The organism is Pseudonocardia sp. KRD291, assembly GCF_019263595.1.
Taxonomy (GTDB): domain Bacteria; phylum Actinomycetota; class Actinomycetes; order Mycobacteriales; family Pseudonocardiaceae; genus Pseudonocardia.
The window spans coordinates 1-15,571 of record NZ_JADQDD010000143.1 but is presented as its reverse complement, the minus strand read 5'-3'; the positions used below and the strand labels follow the sequence as shown (position 1 = coordinate 15,571).

Genomic DNA, 15,571 nt, shown 5'->3' with positions numbered 1-15,571 from the left:
CGTCGGTGAGATCCCCGACCGCGTCGGTGAACCGGGGGCCCGGGGCGCCGTCGCCGGAGATCCGCCGGCGCAGCGAGACACGCTGTCCGACCAGGGCCGCGAGCCGGTCGTCGAACCGCTGCGATGAGACCAACTGAGGCACACCTCTCTCCCGCCCCTGCGGGGTACGCGGGTTAACCTGCGGGTAGTCGTAGTTGACCGGACACCTCACCACCACATTTCCGGGGGTGTTCGCAACCCGAGTGGAGGACCACCGAAGTGACCTACGTGATCGCCGAGCCCTGCGTCGACCTGCTCGACAAGGCGTGCATCGAGGAATGCCCGGTGGACTGTATCTACGAGGGCGGGCGGATGCTCTACATCCACCCCGACGAGTGCGTGGACTGCGGCGCGTGCGAGCCGGTCTGCCCGGTCGAGGCCATCTACTACGAGGACGACGTCCCCGAGCAGTGGGCGGCCTACACCAAGGCCAACGTCGACTTCTTCGACGAGCTGGGCTCGCCCGGCGGCGCCTCGAAGGTCGGCAAGGTCGAGAAGGACGTCGAGCCGGCCGCCAGCCTGCCGCCGCAGTCGCACGACGAGTGAGCCCCGGATCGCTGTGAGCCGGAGACCTCTGCCGGACTTTCCCTGGGACTCCCTCGGGGCCGCACGCGAGCTGGCCACCGCCCACCCGGACGGGCTGGTGGACCTCTCCGTCGGCACCCCGGTCGACCCGGTCCCGGACGTCGTGCGCGACGCCCTGTGCGGGCCCGCCTCGACCGAGCCGGGGTACCCGACCACGCACGGTCCCGCCGAGCTGCGCGAGGCCGTCGTGGCCTCGCTGGAGCGGCGGTTCGGCGTGCGCGGGGTCGACCCGTCCGCGGTGCTGCCGACGATCGGCTCCAAGGAGATGGTGGCGTGGCTGCCGACTCTGCTGGGCCTCGAGCCCGGCGACGGCGTCGTCATCCCCGAGCTCGCCTACCCGACCTACGAGGTGGGCGCCCGGCTGGCCGGGCTCGACCACATCCGCTCCGACGGCCTGACCGCGGCCGGCCCGGGCCGGGTGCGTCTGGTCTGGTTGAACTCGCCGTCCAACCCGACCGGGCGGGTGCTCCCGGTCGAGCACCTGCGCAAGGTCGTGACGTGGGCGCGCGAGCGCGGCGCCGTCGTCGCCTCCGACGAGTGCTACCTCGGGCTGCCCGGGGCCGCGGACCCGTCGCCGCTCTCGGTGCTGCACCCGGACGTCTGCGACGGCGACCACACCGGCCTGCTGGCCGTGCACTCGCTGTCCAAGGTGTCGAACCTGGCCGGCTACCGGGCCGGGTTCGTCACCGGTGACCCGAGCCTGGTCGCGGCGTTGCTGGAGGTGCGCAAGCACGCCGGCATGATCGTCCCCCGGCCGGTGCAGGCGGCGTTGGCGGCCGCCGTGTCCGACGACGCGCACGTCGCCGTGCAGGCCGCGCGCTACGAGGCGCGCCGGGCCCGCCTGCGTGCCGGGCTGGAGTCGTTCGGCCTGAAGATCGAACACTCGGCCGCCGGGCTCTACCTGTGGGCCACCGACGGCGGCAACGGCCGCGAGACGGTGGGCCGCCTGGCCGAGCGCGGGATCCTCGTCGCCCCGGGCGAGTTCTACGGCCCGGCCGGGGCGTCGCACGTGCGGGTCGCGCTGACCGCCTCCGACGAGCGGATCGACACGGCCGCGGACCGCCTCGGCGCGCCGTGAGCCGGCGGGCTTCCGGCCCGCCGGGTCCCGCCGCGACGGCCCGGACGGTCCCGCCGCGGGTGCCGCCGTGGCTGGTCCTGCTCGGTGTCCTGGCCCTGGCCGTGAACCTGCGTGCCGCGCTGGCCGGATACCCGCCGCTGCTGCAGACCGCCCGTGCCGAGCTGGGCGTCACCGCGGGTGCCGCCGGGCTGGTGCAGGCAGGGGCGGTGCTGATGATGTCGCTGGGGTCGTTCACCGCGTCCCCGTTGGCCGCGCGCCTCGGCCGGGAACGCCTCCTCGGCTGCTCCGTCGCCCTGATCGCGCTGGGCAGCCTGCTGCGCGCGGTGGCGACGCTGCCGGCGCTGGTCGGCGGCAGCGTTCTCGTCGGGTTCGGCATCGGGACCGCGGGCGTCCTGCTCACCGGCGTGGTCAAGGAGTACCTGCCCGAGCGTGCCGGTGCGGTGAGCGGCGCCTACGTCGTGTCGATGATGGTCGGGGCGACGGTCTCGTCGGCGGTCGCGGTGCCGCTCGCGGTCGCGCTCGGCGGCTGGTCGTTCTCGCTCGCGGTGTGGGCCGTCCCGGCGGTCCTGGCGCTCGGGGTGTGGGTGCCGGTCGCCGCGCGGATCGGCCGTTCCGGACCGTCGCCGGACGCGCCCGCGTCCGTACCCGGCCCGGAGACGGCCGGGTCTCGGGCCCGACCGTGGCAGGACCCGTTCGCCCGCCGCGTCGCGTGCTACCTCGCCGGGTCGTCGGGCATCTTCTACGGCTGGCTGACCTGGCTGGCCCCGCTCTACGAGTCCTACGGCTGGAGCCCGCAGCGTGCCGGCCTGCTGCTGTCGGTGTGGAGCATCGCCCAGATCCCGGCCGCACTCGTGATGCCGGCCGTCGCCGAGCGTCGACGGCGCTGGCGGTTCTGGGCCTCGCTGACCGTCCTCAGCGGCACGGCGGGCACGCTCGGGACACTGCTGCTGCCGGGCGCGACGACGATCGCGCCGTGGGTGTGGGCGGTGCTGATCGGCATCGGTGTCGGGGCGGGCTTCCCGCTCGGCCTGGCCGTGATCGCCTGGCGCACCCCGGACGCGGCCCGCAGCGCGGCGGTCAGCGGCTTCGCCCTCGGCATCGGCTACCTCGCCGCGGGCCTCGGCCCGCTGGTGATGGGCCTGCTGATCGACCTCACCGGCGGCTTCCCGGCCGCGGTCGTGCTGCTGCTGGCGTCCGCGCTGCTGCAGGCCGGGGCGATCTGGAGGATCGGCGACCGGCCGGTCACCGGCACCCCGACCACCGGGACCCCGGCTACAGGAACACCGGCTACAGGGACCCCGCCCGCTCGGTGAGCTTCTGCCAGGCCGCCCACCACTGCTGCCGAAGGTCCTCGGCGCGGGCACGCTCGCGCTCGACCAGCCGCCCGCCGACGAACACGACGTGCGCGTCCGGGGCGTCGCCCAGGTCGTCGAGCAGACGCCGGATCCGGTGCTCGGCCACGCAGGCGTCCTGGTGGTCGCCGAGCACCTCCTGCAGCTGTGCCGACGCCGCGAGCGTCTTGCGGATCCGCTTGGCCGCCTTGGTGCGGCGGCCCTTCTCGTCGCGCATCGCCGGCTCGACCAGCTCGCCGGTGTAGCGTAGCCGCTTGGTGCGGATCCGGAGGTCGTGCAGCGTCATGTCCGGCGGGTCCTCGCCCGCGCGGCGCACCGCCTTGTCGAGCTTGCGCGCCTCGGCCCGGACCAGGTCGACCAGCTCCGGGCGGGCGAGCTCGTCGGGGGGCTCCGGCAGCGGCTCGCCCACCGCGGCCTCGAGCCGCCGCAGCAGTGCCGCGTAGCGCTCCTGGTCCAGCGCGGCGACCATCGTGATCCGGGCGTCGGCGCGCTCCTGTTCGAGGTGCGCCACGAGCCGGTCGCCCGCCGCACGCTCCGCCGCGGGCAGCTCGGTGATCTCGCCGCGCAACCGGGCGATCATCACGTCGAGGTCCCGGACCGGGCCCAGTACCCGGCCGAGCCACCCCAGCTCGGCGCGCAGCGAGTCCGCCCACCGGGCGTCGAGCAGCGTGCGCGCCGCCTTGAGCGCCGCCCGCATCCGGCGCACCGACACCCGCATCTGGTGCAGGTCCTCGATGTCGACCCCGGCGCGGGTGCCCGGGTCGTGCAGCAACAGCGACCGCAGCCGCTTGTCCAGCAGGACCCGGACGTGGTGCACGGCCGGTGCCCCGGAGTCGGCCACGACCGCGTCCGGGAGCTCCTCCAGGCGGAGCAGGCCGCTCTGCGAGGAGGCCGCGTCGACGGAGGGATCGGGCGCGTCGCCCGTCGCGGAGCTGGTCCCGGGCGAGGAGTTGGTCACGGCCGTCCTAGTTCGCGTGCAGAGCGGAGTTGAGGGCGATGCCGTCGCCGGAGCGGGGCAGCACCTCGACGGTGCCGGTGACCGAGTTGCGGCGCAGCAGCAGGCCGTCCTGGCCGGAGAACGTCCCGGCCTTCGCGGTCGAGCCGTCCGGCAGCGTCACCTTGGTGCCTGCGGTGACGTAGAGCCCGGCCTCGACGACGCAGTCGTCGCCGAGCGAGATCCCGATCCCGGCGTTGGCGCCGAGCAGGCAGCGCCGCCCGATCGAGATGACCTCCTTGCCGCCGCCGGAGAGCGTGCCCATGACCGAGGCGCTGCCGCCCAGGTCGGACCCGTCCCCGACGACCACACCCGCCGAGATCCGGCCCTCGACCATCGACGCGCCGAGCGTGCCGGCGTTGAAGTTCACGAAGCCCTCGTGCATGACGGTGGTGCCCTCGGCCAGGTGCGCGCCCAGCCGGACCCGGTCGGCGTCACCGATCCGGATCCCGGTCGGCAGCACGTAGTCGACCATCCGCGGGAACTTGTCCACGTGGGTGACGGTGACCGGCCCGCGGCGGCGCAGCTTCGCCCGGACCAGCTCGAAGCCCGGCACCGCGCACGGCCCGTGGTCGGTCCACACGACGTTCGCCAGCAGCCCGAACTGACCTTCCAGGTTCGCCTGGTGCGGGGCGATCAGCCGGTGGCTGAGCAGGTGCAGGCGCAGGTACACGTCGGTGGCGTCGGCGGGCGGCTCGGCCAGCGAGGTGATCTCGGTCCGGACCACCCGGGTGCTCACGCCCCGGTCGTCGTCGGTGCCGGTCAGCGCCTCCAGATCGGCGGTCGGGTCCGCGGCGGCCTGCTGCGCCCCGGCCAGCTGCGGGGCCGGGTACCAGACGTCGAGAACGGTGCCCTCGGAGGTGACGGTGGCCAGGCCGGTGCCGGAAGCGCCCTCACGGCGGTACTCGGTGCTCACGGTCGCCGAAACTACCTGCTGCGCGGCCGCCGGACCCGGCCGGGCGCGCCGCCCGCGCCGTCACCGGCGACCCCGCCGCATCCACTGCTCGACGGTGGGCGGGGGCGGGACGTGCCGGAACTGGGCGACCCGCACCTCCCACTGGCTCCGCGCCCGCTCGACATCCCGCTTCGCCTTGTCCCGATGGCATGTCTCGGGCGGGCGGGCCAACCCGTAGAGCGACCCCCACCAGTCGTACGGTCCCGGGTCGACGATCGTGTCCAGGTGTGACGGGTACCGCTTGCCCGCCCGTCGCGAAGGTCGTCGTCCGGCGGGTCCTGCATCGGAACGACCACCCGGCCGTCACGGTCCACCGCAACGAGTTCCAGGTCGGCCTCGAGGAGCAACCTGCTCACCACGTTCAGGCTCGGGACGAGCTTCCCGGACTCGATCCGGCCGATGGTCGAGCGCGCCAGTCCGGTGCGGGCCGCCATCTCCCGCTGGCTGGTGTCGGCCCGTCGGCGCACCGCGCGGCACAGGCCCGCCGGATCCGGGTAGGCGACGAGCTGCTCGCCCGGGCGCGATTCGGCCGGTTCCGGCTGCTGCACGGATTCCGTCCCGCGGGCCGGATCGGGCGGCGGTCGGTGCACGTCGTCGGTCATGGGAACCAGGGTGCGGTGGCAGCGAGGGCGTGAACGGAGCAGTCGCGAACCTGTGGACAACGGATCCAGGTTGTGGATGGCCGACGAGCCCGCGTGAGCCGTCCCCGCTCACGACGACTCCGGTGCCGGGCCGATCCCGGCACGCGCTTTGCAATGCACACCCCGGTGCGTCCGGGACCGCCCGGCCGTCGCCGACCGGCCCGCCCAGGTCGGCCCAGCCCGGCCCGCAGGGTCTAGCCCGGCCCGGTTCGGCCCGGCCGGTTCGCCCCGGCCCAGCTCAGACCGGCTCGGTTCGGCCAGGCCCCTCGTCACCAGCACGCGTTCGGCAGGAAGCCGAGCCCCGTGCCAGGTGAGATGACGACAGTGGCCCTCCGATCGCCGGCAGCGGACCACTGTCGTCATCTCACCCGTCGGATCCGGGGGCACGCCGCGCGGCCCGGGGCCACGGCCGGCCGAGCCGGTACGCCGGACGCACGGGGGTGTGCACTGCAAAGCGCGGTGCAGCGAGGGGCCGACCCGCCCGGGCGCTGCGCGGGCCGGCCCCGGCGCGTGTCCGCCCGGACCCAGGGCCGGCCGGCAGGAACGCAGGGGCGGCCGGCAGGAACGCAGGGGCGGCCGGCAGGAACGCAGGGGCGGCCGGCAGGAACCCGGGGTCGGCCCGTCCTGGAATCGAGCGTCCGTCGCCGGTCGGTAGCGTCGGGGGTGTGACGAGCACGCTTCCCGAGCTGGACCTGACGAGCGACCCGGTGGCGTTGACCGCGGCCCTGGTGGACGTGGCGAGCGTGTCCGGCGAGGAGCGCGTGCTCGCCGACGCGCTGGAGCGGGCGTTGCGGGCGCAGGCGCCACACCTGGAGGTCCTGCGCTCCGGGGACGCGGTGCTGGCGCGGACGAACCTGGGCCGGGAACGGCGGGTGCTACTGGCCGGGCACCTGGACACCGTGCCGATCGCGGACAACGTGCCGAGCCGGCGCGCGGACGGAGTGATCCACGGCTGTGGGACCTCCGACATGAAGGCCGGCGACGCCGTCATCGCGCACCTGGCCGCGACCCTCACCGCTCCGCGTGTCGACCTGACCTGCGTGTTCTACGACTGCGAGGAGGTCGAGGACGTACGCAACGGGCTCGGCCGGATCGAGCGCGAGCACCCGGACTGGCTCGTCGCCGACCTCGCGGTGCTCGGGGAGCCGACCGACGGCGCGCTGGAGGCCGGCTGCCAGGGGACGTTGCGGGTGGAGGTCCGCACCTCCGGGCGCCGGGCGCACTCGGCGCGGTCGTGGCTCGGCGACAACGCGATCCACCACGCGGGAGACGTGCTGGCGCGGCTGCAGGCCTACACCCCGCGCGACGTCGACATCGACGGATGCGTCTACAAGGAGGGGCTGCAGGCGGTGCGGGTCGCCGGCGGCGTCGCGGGCAACGTGGTGCCCGACGAGTGCGTGGTCACGGTCAACTTCCGGTTCGCCCCGGACCGCAGCACCGATGCGGCGCTCGCCCACGTCCGTGACGTGTTCGACGGGTTCGACCTGACCGTCACCGACCTGTCCGCGGCCGCGCTGCCCGGGCTGTCGGCCCCGGCCGCGGCGGAGTTCGTGGCGGCCACGGGGGCGGTGCCGCGGGCCAAGTACGGCTGGACCGACGTGTCCCGGTTCGCCGCGCTGGGCATCCCGGCGGTCAACTACGGCCCCGGCGACCCGAACCTCGCGCACACCCGGGAGGAACACGTCGCCGAGGCCGCCGTCACGCGGTGTGCGGACGTCCTGCGCCGGTACCTGGGCCCCGGTACCTGAGCGCCGGTACCTGAGCGCCGGTACCTGAGCGCCGGCGGGCCGGTGAGCGGGCCTCACTACGCTGGCGCCCATGACGCAGGAGAACCACCCGGCCGAGAAGCTGCGGGGGCCGGTCGTGCTCCGCCGCGAGCACCGCAACGAGGCCACCACCACCGACCAGCGTCTGCTCGACTCCCGCGGCCCCAGCGACTGGGTGCACACGGACCCGTGGCGGGTGCTGCGGATCCAGGCCGAGTTCGTCGAGGGGTTCGGCATGCTCGCCGAGATGCCCCGCGCGGCAACGGTGTTCGGGTCGGCACGCACGCCGGTCGGGTCCGAGGAGTACGAGGTCGGCCGTGAGCTGGGCGCGCGGCTGGCCGGCGCCGGCTTCGCGGTGATCACCGGCGGCGGGCCGGGGGTGATGGAGGCGGCGAACCGCGGATGCTCCGAGGCCGGCGGCCTCTCCGTCGGACTCGGCATCGAGCTGCCGTTCGAGCAGGGCCTCAACCCCTGGGTCGACCAGGGCATCAACTTCCGCTACTTCTTCACCCGCAAGACCATGTTCGTGAAGTACTCGCAGGCCTTCATCTGCCTGCCCGGCGGCTTCGGCACCCTCGACGAGCTGTTCGAGGCGCTGGTCCTGGTGCAGACCAAGAAGGTCACCAAGTTCCCGGTCGTGCTGCTGGGCAAGGACTACTGGGGCGGGCTCTACGACTGGGTCGCCAAGACCATGGTCGGCGAGGGCAAGATCAGCAAGAAGGACCTGGACCTGCTGCACCTCACCGACGACATCGACGACGCCGTCGACGTCGTGCACGAGGCGTACCACGCGTGGGAGGAAACGCATTGAGCACTCCGGACGGCGGCTTCGCGGTCTGCGTCTACTGCGCATCGTCCGACGGTGTCGCGCCGCACTACCTCGAGCTCGCCGACGCGGTCGGGCGCGGGATCGCCGCGCGCGGATGGACGCTGGTCTCCGGCGGCGGCAAGAGGTCGATGATGGGCGCGGTCGCGGGCGGCGCCCGGGCCGGTGGCGGGTGGACGGTCGGGATCATCCCGCGGTCGATGGTCGAGCGGGAGTGGGCCGACACCGACGCCGACGAGCTCGTCGTCACCGAGAGCATGCGCGAGCGCAAGGAGCGGATGGAGGACCGCGCGGACGCGTTCCTGACCCTGCCCGGCGGCATCGGGACCTGCGAGGAGCTGTTCGAGGTGTGGACCGCCGGCACGCTCGACCTGCACACCAAGCCGCTGGTGCTGCTCGACCCGGACGGGCACTGGACCGGGCTGCTGGACTGGGTCGCCGGGCTGACCGCGCGCGGGTTCGCCGGGCCCGGACCGATGCAGCGCCTGAGCGTGGTCACCGGCGTGACGGCCGCGCTGGACGCCTGCGCGCCGGCCGCCGTCACCCGCGGGTGACGCGCCGCCGGGGCGGCCCACGCTGTCGGTCCCGCGTGATGTGATGACGGGATGGGGACCGCGCTGATCTACGTGCTCGTCCTGGCGGTCGTCGCCGCGGTGGTGTTCGTGGCGGCCGCCGCCGTGTTCGGCCGGGGGGAGGAGCTGGCGCCGCTCGCGCCGGACGCCACGCCGACCCGGTTGCCGGCCGTCGAGGTGCAGGGCGCGGACGTGCGGAGCCTGCGTTTCCAGCAGGTCGTGCGCGGATACCGGATGGTGGAGGTCGACTGGGCGCTGGACCGCCTGGCCGGCGAGCTGGACCGGGTCCAGGCCGACCGCCGCGAGCTGGTCGCGCACGTGACCCGGCTGGAGACGACGATCGCGCGGATGCGCACCGAAGGGGGCCGAGATGACGAACTCGGGCACGGGCCGTGAGGAGCTGACCGTCCCGGTCGACGTCGGCGTGCCGGCCGAGGTGCTGTGGCAGGTCGTCACCGACTGGCCCGGCCAGTCGGACTGGATGCTGGGCACCCGGGTCGAGCTCACCGGCGGTGACGGGCGCTCGGTCGGGTCGACGTTGCGCGCCGTGACCGGCCTGGGCCCGTTCGGTATCGCGGACCCCATGGAGATCACCGAGTGGACCGAGGAACCGGGCGGCCCGCGCCGCGCGGTCGTCACCCACACCGGCCACGTCGTGCAGGGCGACGGCGTGTTCGCCGTCGTCGAGCTCGGGCCGCGGCGCAGCCGGTTCCTCTGGACCGAGCTGCTCGACCTGCCGCTGGGTGCGCTCGGACGGGCCGGCTGGCCGCTGGTCCGCCCGGCGTTCCGCGCCGGCGTCGCGAGCTCGCTGCGCACGATGGCCCGCCGGACCGAGGAGCGCTACCGGGCCGACGAGCGCAGGGCCGGCGAGCGCAGGCGGGCGGGGGACGGGTGACCGCGGCGGGGCAGCGGGACGCGGGCCCCTACGACCCGCACGACGGGCGCGGGCGCTGCGAGTGGGCGGGCTCCGCCCCGGACTACGTCGCCTACCACGACGAGGAGTGGGGCAACCCGCTGCGCGGCGTCGCCGCGATGTACGAGCGGCTGAGCCTGGAGGCGTTCCAGTCCGGGCTGTCCTGGATCGTCATCCTGCGCAAGCGACCGGCGTTCCGGGAGGCGTTCGCCGGGTTCGACCCGGAGAGGGTCGCCCGCTTCGGCGACGACGACCGGGCTCGCCTGCTCGCCGACGCCGGCATCGTGCGGAACCGGCTCAAGATCGACGCGGCGATCGGCAACGCGCGCGCGGTGCTCGACCTCGACACCCCGCTCGACGAGCTGTTGTGGTCGTTCGCGCCGGACCCGGCCGGCCGGACCCGTCCCGCGACCCTGGCCGACGTCCCGGCCGTCACGCCCGAGTCCACGGCGATGGCCAAGGAGCTCAAACGGCGCGGGCTGCGCTTCGTCGGCCCGACCACGTGCTACGCGCTGATGCAGGCGACCGGTCTGGTCGACGACCACGTGGCGCACTGCTGGCGCGCCGACGGAGCGTGACCGTCTCCGTGGACGTGATCGAACCTGTGCCCGTGATCGCCATCGGGGTGCGTCCGAGCCGTTGCGCTGCGTGAACGCTGCCGAGTCGTGATCGCCTCGGTTGCACCACGCCACGGGCGATGGGGGACAATGGAGCCACCGGCGACCGACGCGTTCCCCGAGACGCGCGGCCGCGGGACCGACACTGTCACACCACGGAGGAAACGAGACATGGCCGCGATGAAGCCCCGCACCGGCGACGGCCCCCTGGAAGTGACCAAAGAGGGCCGGGGCATCGTGATGCGGGTCCCGCTCGAGGGTGGTGGACGTCTCGTGGTCGAGATGACCCCCGAAGAGGCGACGAACCTCGGCGAGGCCCTGAACGCCACCTGCGGCTGACCCCGCGCGGGCCGGGCGGGAGCGTCAGAGCCGGTCGTAGACCTCCACCGTGCGGCGGGCCATCTCGGCCCAGGCGAACTCCGCCACCGCGCGCTCCCGCCCCCGTTCGCCCATCCGGGCCGCCCGGTCCGGATCCGCCACCAGCTCGTTGATCGCCGCGGCCAGGTCGGACTCGAACCGCGCGGTGTCGCCCGCGTCGTAGTGCGCGAGAAGCCCGGTGTCGCCGTCCGCGACGACCTCCGGGATGCCGCCCACGTCGGAGGCGACGACGGCCGTCCCGCACGCCATCGCCTCCAGGTTCACGATCCCGAGCGGCTCGTAGACCGACGGGCACACGAACACCGTCGCCGCCGAGAGGAGAGCACGGACCTCCGCGGTCTCCAGCATCCGGCGCACCCAGACGACCCCGGACCGGGTCGCGGACAGCTCGGCGACCGCCCGCTCGATCTCCGCCTCGAGCGCAGGGGTGTCCGGCGCGCCCGCACACAGCACGATCTGCGCCTCCGGCGACACCCGGTGCGCGGCGGCGACCAGGTGCCCGAGGCCCTTCTGCCGGGTGATCCGCCCGACGAACACCACGGACGGGCGGTCCGGGTCCACCCCGGCCGCGCGGACGGCGTCGAGGTTCTCGTCGGGGCGGTAGAACGCGGTGTCGATCCCGTTGTGCACCACGTGCACCCGTTCCGGGTCGACGTCGGGGTAGGCGGCCAGGACGTCGCGGCGCATGCCGTGCGACACCGCGATCACCGCGTCCGCGGCCTCGTAGGCGGTGCGCTCCACCCAGGACGAGACCCGGTAGCCGCCGCCGAGCTGCTCGGCCTTCCACGGACGCAGCGGCTCCAGCGAGTGCGCGGTCACTACGTGCGGGCGCCCGTGCAGCAGCTTGCCCACGTGCCCGGCCATGTTCGCGTACCAGGTGTGCGAGTGCAGGACGTCGCAGCCGTCCAGCGCGGCGGCCATCGTCAGGTCGACGCCGAGCGTCGTCAACGCCGCGTTCGCCCCGTCGAGCTCGGCCGGCACCGGGTGCACCGTCACGCCGTCGCGGGCCGGGGCGCCCTGCCGGGAGGGCGGGGCGTCGCCGAAGCAGTGGACGTCGACGTCGACGAGCTCTCGCAGGGCCGGGACCAGGTACCCGACGTGCACCCCCGCCCCGCCGTAGACGTCAGGTGGGTACTCCCGGGTCAACAGGCCGACGCGCACGTCCGGGACGGTAACGCGTGCGCCCCCGGCGGGACAGGCCGCCCGTACAGGTGGCCGGCAGGTTGCGGGTGATCGACATGCCTCGTCCGCCGCTGGCCGGGAGGCGGGTGTGGCACTAGGGTTTCCAGGGGTCGTGGAGGTCCTCCTGGAAGGGCCTCGCCTCGCGGCCGGTATTCCAGAGCGGGGGGTTGCGATGACCGCAATGAGCGGGGTGCGCCCGTCGTCGGCGTCGGGCCGGCTCTCGGCGAACGTGCTCGGGATCGTGCTCGCCGGCGGGGAGGGCAAGCGGCTCTGGCCGATGACCGCGGACCGGGCGAAGCCGGGGGTGCCGTTCGGCGGGAACTACCGCCTGATCGACTTCGTGCTGTCCAACCTGGTCAACGCGGGCCTGGACCGGATCTGCGTGCTGACCCAGTACAAGTCGCACTCGCTGGACCGCCACATCTCCACCACCTGGCGTCTGTCCAGCGTGCTGGACCAGTACATCACCACCGTCCCGGCCCAGCAGCGGCTCGGACGCCGCTGGTACACCGGCAGCGCGGACGCGATCTTCCAGAGCCTGAACCTGGTCTACGACGACCAGCCGGACTACATCGCCGTGTTCGGTGCCGACCACGTGTACCGGATGGACCCGGCGCAGATGATCTCCCAGCACATCGAGAGCGGCGCCGGCGTGACCGTCGCCGGGATCCGGGTGCCCCGCGCCGAGGCGAAGGCGTTCGGCTGCATCGCCTCCGACGAGTCGGGGAAGATCACCGACTTCGTGGAGAAGCCGTCCGACCCGCCCGCCGTGCCGGACGACCCCGAGGTCACGTTCGCCTCGATGGGCAACTACGTGTTCTCCACCCAGGCGCTGCTCGACGCGCTGCGCGCCGACGCCGAGAACAACGACTCCGACCACGACATGGGCGGCGACATCATCCCGGCGCTGGTGGGTCAGGGCGCCGCGCACGTCTACGACTTCGCCGACAACCTGGTGCCCGGGGCGACCGAGCGCGACGCCGGCTACTGGCGCGACGTCGGGACGATCGACGCCTACTACGACGCGCACACCGACCTGGTCTCGGTGCACCCGATCTTCAATCTCTACAACCAGCGCTGGCCGATCCGCACCGCGACCCCGGCGCTGCCGCCGGCGAAGTTCGTCGAGGGCGGCATCGCCCAGGACTCCATCGTCGGTGCCGGCACGATCATCTCCGGGGCGATCGTGCGCCGGTCGGTGATCAGCCCGAACGTGATGGTGCAGGGCGGGGCCGAGGTCTCGGACTCGGTGGTGCTGCCGGGCGCCCGGATCGGGCGGGGGGCGGTGGTGCGGCGCGCGATCCTGGACAAGAACGTCGTGGTGCCGCCCGGCGCGCTGATCGGGGTGGACCTGAACAACGACCGGGCCCGCTACACGGTCAGCCCCGGTGGGGTCGTCGTCCTCGGCAAGGGCGTCACGGCCCAGTAGGTCTGCCCGGTGGAGCGCTACCGGCGGACCGCGCAGAGGATCCCGTCGGACACCGGGAGCAGTGCGGAGAGCAGCCGCTCGTCGTCGCGGACCTGGTCGGTGACCTCGCGCAGCGCCGCGGTGCCGGGACCGTCGTCGGCGGGCTCGCCCGCCACCCGGCCGCCGTCGAACACGCCCTCGAGGACCAGCACCCCGCCCGGGCGCAGCAGCCGGATCGCCTCGGCGAGGTAGCCGGGGTACTCCCCGGGCACGGCGTCGGCGACGACCAGGTCGTACCCGCCGTCGGTGAGGCGGGGGAGCACCTCCAGCGCCATCCCGTTGATCAACCGCAGCCGGGACGGGCCGAACCCGGCGGCCAGGAACGACGCGCGCGCCGTCCGTTGCAGCTCCGGGTCCACGTCGATCGAGGTCAGGGTCCCGTCGGAGGCCATCCCACGCATCAGGTAGAGCCCGCTCACCCCGGCCCCGGTGCCGACCTCGACCACGGCACGCGCGGAGACCGTCGCGGCCAGGACGGCCAGCGCTGCGCCGCCGGCCGGGCTGATCGGCGACGCGCCGGCCGCCACGCCCGCCGCCCGTGCGCGGGCCAGGCCCTCGTCCTCGGCGAGGTAGGCCTCGGCGGCCTGCGCCGCGGGAGTGGTCATGCGCAGAGATTAACCGGGTCGGAGTAGCGCAGGGGCGTACACACCACGAAGGCCGGATGATTCGCGGCACCTCCTACGCGGTACCCGGTCGCCGCGGGTGATGCGCCATTGCACATCTCGCTCGTGATTCACAGGGTTCTCTCAGACGGGTTTCACATGTTCCTCATGCCGCCGGGGCAGGCTGATGCCATGCCCGATCAACGATCCACCGCCGGCGCCTCCACGGGAACGGGCGCCACGAGCACCCTCCCGGGTGAGGGCGCGGACTGGACCCCGCCCAGCTGGGACGAGATCGTCCGGGCGCACGCCGACCGGGTCTACCGCCTCGCCTACCGCCTGAGCGGCAACCCGTACGACGCCGAGGACCTCACCCAGGAGACGTTCATCCGGGTGTTCCGTTCGCTGGCCTCCTACAAGCCCGGCACGTTCGAGGGCTGGCTGCACCGGATCACCACGAACCTGTTCCTGGACATGGTCCGTCGCCGCGCCCGCCTGCGCATGGAGGGCCTGCCCGACGACACCGACCGCCTGCCCGGCGGTGGGCCGGAGCCCGAGGACGTGTTCTCGGCGACCCACCTCGACCCGTACCTGCAGGCCGCCCTGGACGAGCTGCCCCCGGACTTCCGGGTCGCGGTCGTGCTCTGCGACGTGGAGGGCCTGTCCTACGAGGAGATCGGCGCGACGCTCGGGGTCAAGCTCGGCACCGTGCGCAGCCGGATCCACCGCGGCCGCACGGCGCTGCGGGCCTCCCTGGAGCGGCACCGCGCCGCCGACGTGGCAGGAACGGGCCCGTCGGTGGCAGAGTTGGTGTCGTGACCGAACACCGACGGTTCCAGGTGATCGCCCCGGACTGGGGTGAGGCCCACCTCACCCCGGAGGCGGTCGTCGCCTACGTCGACGGGGAGCTCGCGGCGGGTCCGGACGGGCGCGCACGCCGGCACCTGCAGCACTGCGCGGACTGCGCGGGCGAGGTCGTCGACCAGCGCAAAGCGCGTTCGGAGCTGCGCTGTGCCGACGCCCCCACGCTCCCGACGTCGCTGATGTCGTCACTGTGCTCGATCCCGCAGGACACCGAGCTGCCCCCGCCGCCCGCGGGCCTGTCGATGACCGCGGACGGCGAGATGGTCTCGGTCCTTCGCCCCGCGCCGGCCGGACGGCGCTCGCGCCGCCGCCGGATCGGCACCGGCGCCGCCGTGTCCGGCCTCGCCATCGGCGCGCTCGCCTTCGGCCTGCCCGCCTCCGGAATCACCGCCGCCACGCCCGGTGGAGGTACCGCGTCGTTCACCGGAGCCACCCCGGTCGCCCGGTTCGCACCCGCTCCGCGCGAGCAGCAGCGCCGGCCCACGGCCGCGCCGGCCGCCTCGGCGTCGGCCACGGCGCCTCCCACGCCCACCTCCACGTCGTCCACATCCACATCGGCCCCGCCGTCCCGGGTTCCGGCCGGGCAGGTGCGGCCGACGATGCAGAACGTGTCCCTGCCGCCGTCGCCCTGAGCGCGCGACGGTCCGGCGGCGCGCGCCCGGACCGGCTGCCGGCGCACCCGCGAACGCGGACTTCACCGCCGGCAGGGCAGGCTGGGACCGTGCGTCGTCCGTCCCTG

Annotated in this window: 18 protein-coding genes; 13 read left to right on the top strand and 5 right to left on the bottom strand. The window is 74.2% G+C overall.

The genetic code is table 11. From position 1 onward, the window contains the following. The first annotated feature begins 258 nt into the window (after window positions 1-258). The 3 genes from fdxA to I4I78_RS19395 are packed head-to-tail and all read left to right on the top strand — an operon-like array spanning window position 259 to window position 3,015. Window positions 259-585 carry a ferredoxin gene (gene fdxA / locus I4I78_RS19405; RefSeq protein WP_218612810.1) on the top strand — a complete coding sequence of 109 codons (327 nt, stop codon included), beginning with the start codon at window positions 259-261 and terminating at the stop codon, window positions 583-585. 13 nt (window positions 586-598) lie between these two features. Further along, entirely contained in the window at window positions 599-1,702 is a 1,104-nt protein-coding gene (dapC, locus tag I4I78_RS19400; protein ID WP_218612809.1) for a succinyldiaminopimelate transaminase, read from the top strand. Between the two features lie 59 nt (window positions 1,703-1,761). Further along, window positions 1,762-3,015: an MFS transporter gene (locus I4I78_RS19395; RefSeq protein ID WP_218612808.1), complete on the top strand. Its 1,254-nt coding sequence runs from the start codon at window positions 1,762-1,764 to the stop codon at window positions 3,013-3,015. Here I4I78_RS19395 and I4I78_RS19390 read toward each other — a convergent pair. Genes I4I78_RS19390 through I4I78_RS34265 form a run of 3 tightly spaced genes read right to left on the bottom strand, consistent with a single transcriptional unit; the run spans window position 2,990 to window position 5,437 of the window. Next, window positions 2,990-4,012 (bottom strand): CHAD domain-containing protein, encoded by a 1,023-nt coding sequence (locus I4I78_RS19390; RefSeq protein ID WP_308252222.1) that lies wholly within the window; start codon window positions 4,010-4,012, stop codon window positions 2,990-2,992. The genes I4I78_RS19395 and I4I78_RS19390 overlap by 26 nt on opposite strands. A gap of 7 nt (window positions 4,013-4,019) precedes the next feature. Beyond that, the gene (dapD, locus tag I4I78_RS19385) at window positions 4,020-4,964 is read right to left on the bottom strand and encodes a 2,3,4,5-tetrahydropyridine-2,6-dicarboxylate N-succinyltransferase (protein WP_218612807.1); all 945 of its coding nucleotides are present in this window, start codon (window positions 4,962-4,964) and stop codon (window positions 4,020-4,022) included. An 11-nt stretch (window positions 4,965-4,975) separates the two neighbouring features. Next, window positions 4,976-5,437: a helix-turn-helix domain-containing protein gene (locus tag I4I78_RS34265; protein WP_374225889.1), complete on the bottom strand. Its 462-nt coding sequence runs from the start codon at window positions 5,435-5,437 to the stop codon at window positions 4,976-4,978. A gap of 872 nt (window positions 5,438-6,309) precedes the next feature. Between I4I78_RS34265 and dapE the strand changes: the two genes are divergently transcribed. From dapE to I4I78_RS19345, 7 genes are all read left to right on the top strand, one after another. Next, entirely contained in the window at window positions 6,310-7,392 is a 1,083-nt protein-coding gene (gene dapE / locus I4I78_RS19375; RefSeq protein ID WP_218612805.1) for a succinyl-diaminopimelate desuccinylase, read from the top strand. A 70-nt stretch (window positions 7,393-7,462) separates the two neighbouring features. Next, complete coding sequence (locus I4I78_RS19370; protein WP_218612804.1) at window positions 7,463-8,221, top strand: TIGR00730 family Rossman fold protein; 759 nt, start codon at window positions 7,463-7,465, stop codon at window positions 8,219-8,221. Further along, entirely contained in the window at window positions 8,218-8,790 is a 573-nt protein-coding gene (locus I4I78_RS19365; RefSeq protein WP_218612803.1) for a TIGR00730 family Rossman fold protein, read from the top strand. The genes I4I78_RS19370 and I4I78_RS19365 overlap by 4 nt, the downstream gene beginning before the upstream one ends. 51 nt (window positions 8,791-8,841) lie before the next feature. Continuing rightward, on the top strand, window positions 8,842-9,204 hold the full coding sequence (locus tag I4I78_RS19360) for a DivIVA domain-containing protein (RefSeq protein WP_218612802.1): 363 nt from the start codon (window positions 8,842-8,844) through the stop codon (window positions 9,202-9,204). After that, window positions 9,179-9,703: an SRPBCC family protein gene (locus I4I78_RS19355; RefSeq protein ID WP_218612800.1), complete on the top strand. Its 525-nt coding sequence runs from the start codon at window positions 9,179-9,181 to the stop codon at window positions 9,701-9,703. Before I4I78_RS19360 ends, I4I78_RS19355 begins: the two co-directional genes overlap by 26 nt. Next, window positions 9,700-10,299, top strand: coding sequence for a DNA-3-methyladenine glycosylase I (locus tag I4I78_RS19350; RefSeq protein ID WP_308252221.1), 600 nt, complete (start codon window positions 9,700-9,702; stop codon window positions 10,297-10,299). The genes I4I78_RS19355 and I4I78_RS19350 overlap by 4 nt, the downstream gene beginning before the upstream one ends. A 210-nt stretch (window positions 10,300-10,509) precedes the next feature. After that, complete coding sequence (locus I4I78_RS19345) at window positions 10,510-10,677, top strand: DUF3117 domain-containing protein (protein WP_130288734.1); 168 nt, start codon at window positions 10,510-10,512, stop codon at window positions 10,675-10,677. 24 nt (window positions 10,678-10,701) lie between these two features. Here the strand turns inward: I4I78_RS19345 and glgA are convergent, their stop codons facing one another. Further along, window positions 10,702-11,877 (bottom strand): glycogen synthase, encoded by a 1,176-nt coding sequence (glgA, locus tag I4I78_RS19340; RefSeq protein ID WP_218612799.1) that lies wholly within the window; start codon window positions 11,875-11,877, stop codon window positions 10,702-10,704. 193 nt (window positions 11,878-12,070) lie between these two features. Between glgA and glgC the strand changes: the two genes are divergently transcribed. Then, on the top strand, window positions 12,071-13,327 hold the full coding sequence (glgC, locus tag I4I78_RS19335; RefSeq protein ID WP_226380008.1) for a glucose-1-phosphate adenylyltransferase: 1,257 nt from the start codon (window positions 12,071-12,073) through the stop codon (window positions 13,325-13,327). A gap of 17 nt (window positions 13,328-13,344) precedes the next feature. On the opposite strand, the gene I4I78_RS19330 is transcribed toward glgC, so the two are convergent. Further along, a complete protein-coding gene (locus tag I4I78_RS19330; RefSeq protein WP_218612798.1) occupies window positions 13,345-13,971 on the bottom strand; it encodes an O-methyltransferase in 627 nt (208 codons plus the stop codon). Between the two features lie 189 nt (window positions 13,972-14,160). Between I4I78_RS19330 and sigE the strand changes: the two genes are divergently transcribed. Together sigE and I4I78_RS19320 are read left to right on the top strand one after the other, a co-directional pair. Next, window positions 14,161-14,787 (top strand): RNA polymerase sigma factor SigE, encoded by a 627-nt coding sequence (gene sigE, locus I4I78_RS19325; RefSeq protein WP_218612797.1) that lies wholly within the window; start codon window positions 14,161-14,163, stop codon window positions 14,785-14,787. Further along, the gene (locus I4I78_RS19320) at window positions 14,784-15,464 is read left to right on the top strand and encodes an anti-sigma factor (protein ID WP_218612796.1); all 681 of its coding nucleotides are present in this window, start codon (window positions 14,784-14,786) and stop codon (window positions 15,462-15,464) included. Before sigE ends, I4I78_RS19320 begins: the two co-directional genes overlap by 4 nt. Window positions 15,465-15,571 lie beyond the last annotated feature (107 nt).

Excerpts from the sequence above, each read along its gene's own strand:
- I4I78_RS19355 (WP_218612800.1), top strand. The coding sequence starts at position 9,179 with ATGACGAACTCGGGCACGGGCCGTGAGGAGCTGACCGTCCCGGTCGAC.
- I4I78_RS19345 (WP_130288734.1), top strand. The coding sequence starts at position 10,510 with ATGGCCGCGATGAAGCCCCGCACCGGCGACGGCCCCCTGGAAGTGACC.
- sigE (WP_218612797.1), top strand. The coding sequence starts at position 14,161 with ATGCCCGATCAACGATCCACCGCCGGCGCCTCCACGGGAACGGGCGCC.
- I4I78_RS19360 (WP_218612802.1), top strand. The coding sequence starts at position 8,842 with ATGGGGACCGCGCTGATCTACGTGCTCGTCCTGGCGGTCGTCGCCGCG.
- I4I78_RS19330 (WP_218612798.1), bottom strand. The coding sequence starts at position 13,971 with ATGACCACTCCCGCGGCGCAGGCCGCCGAGGCCTACCTCGCCGAGGAC.
- I4I78_RS34265 (WP_374225889.1), bottom strand. The coding sequence starts at position 5,437 with ATGGCGGCCCGCACCGGACTGGCGCGCTCGACCATCGGCCGGATCGAG.
- I4I78_RS19370 (WP_218612804.1), top strand. The coding sequence starts at position 7,463 with ATGACGCAGGAGAACCACCCGGCCGAGAAGCTGCGGGGGCCGGTCGTG.
- glgC (WP_226380008.1), top strand. The coding sequence starts at position 12,071 with ATGACCGCAATGAGCGGGGTGCGCCCGTCGTCGGCGTCGGGCCGGCTC.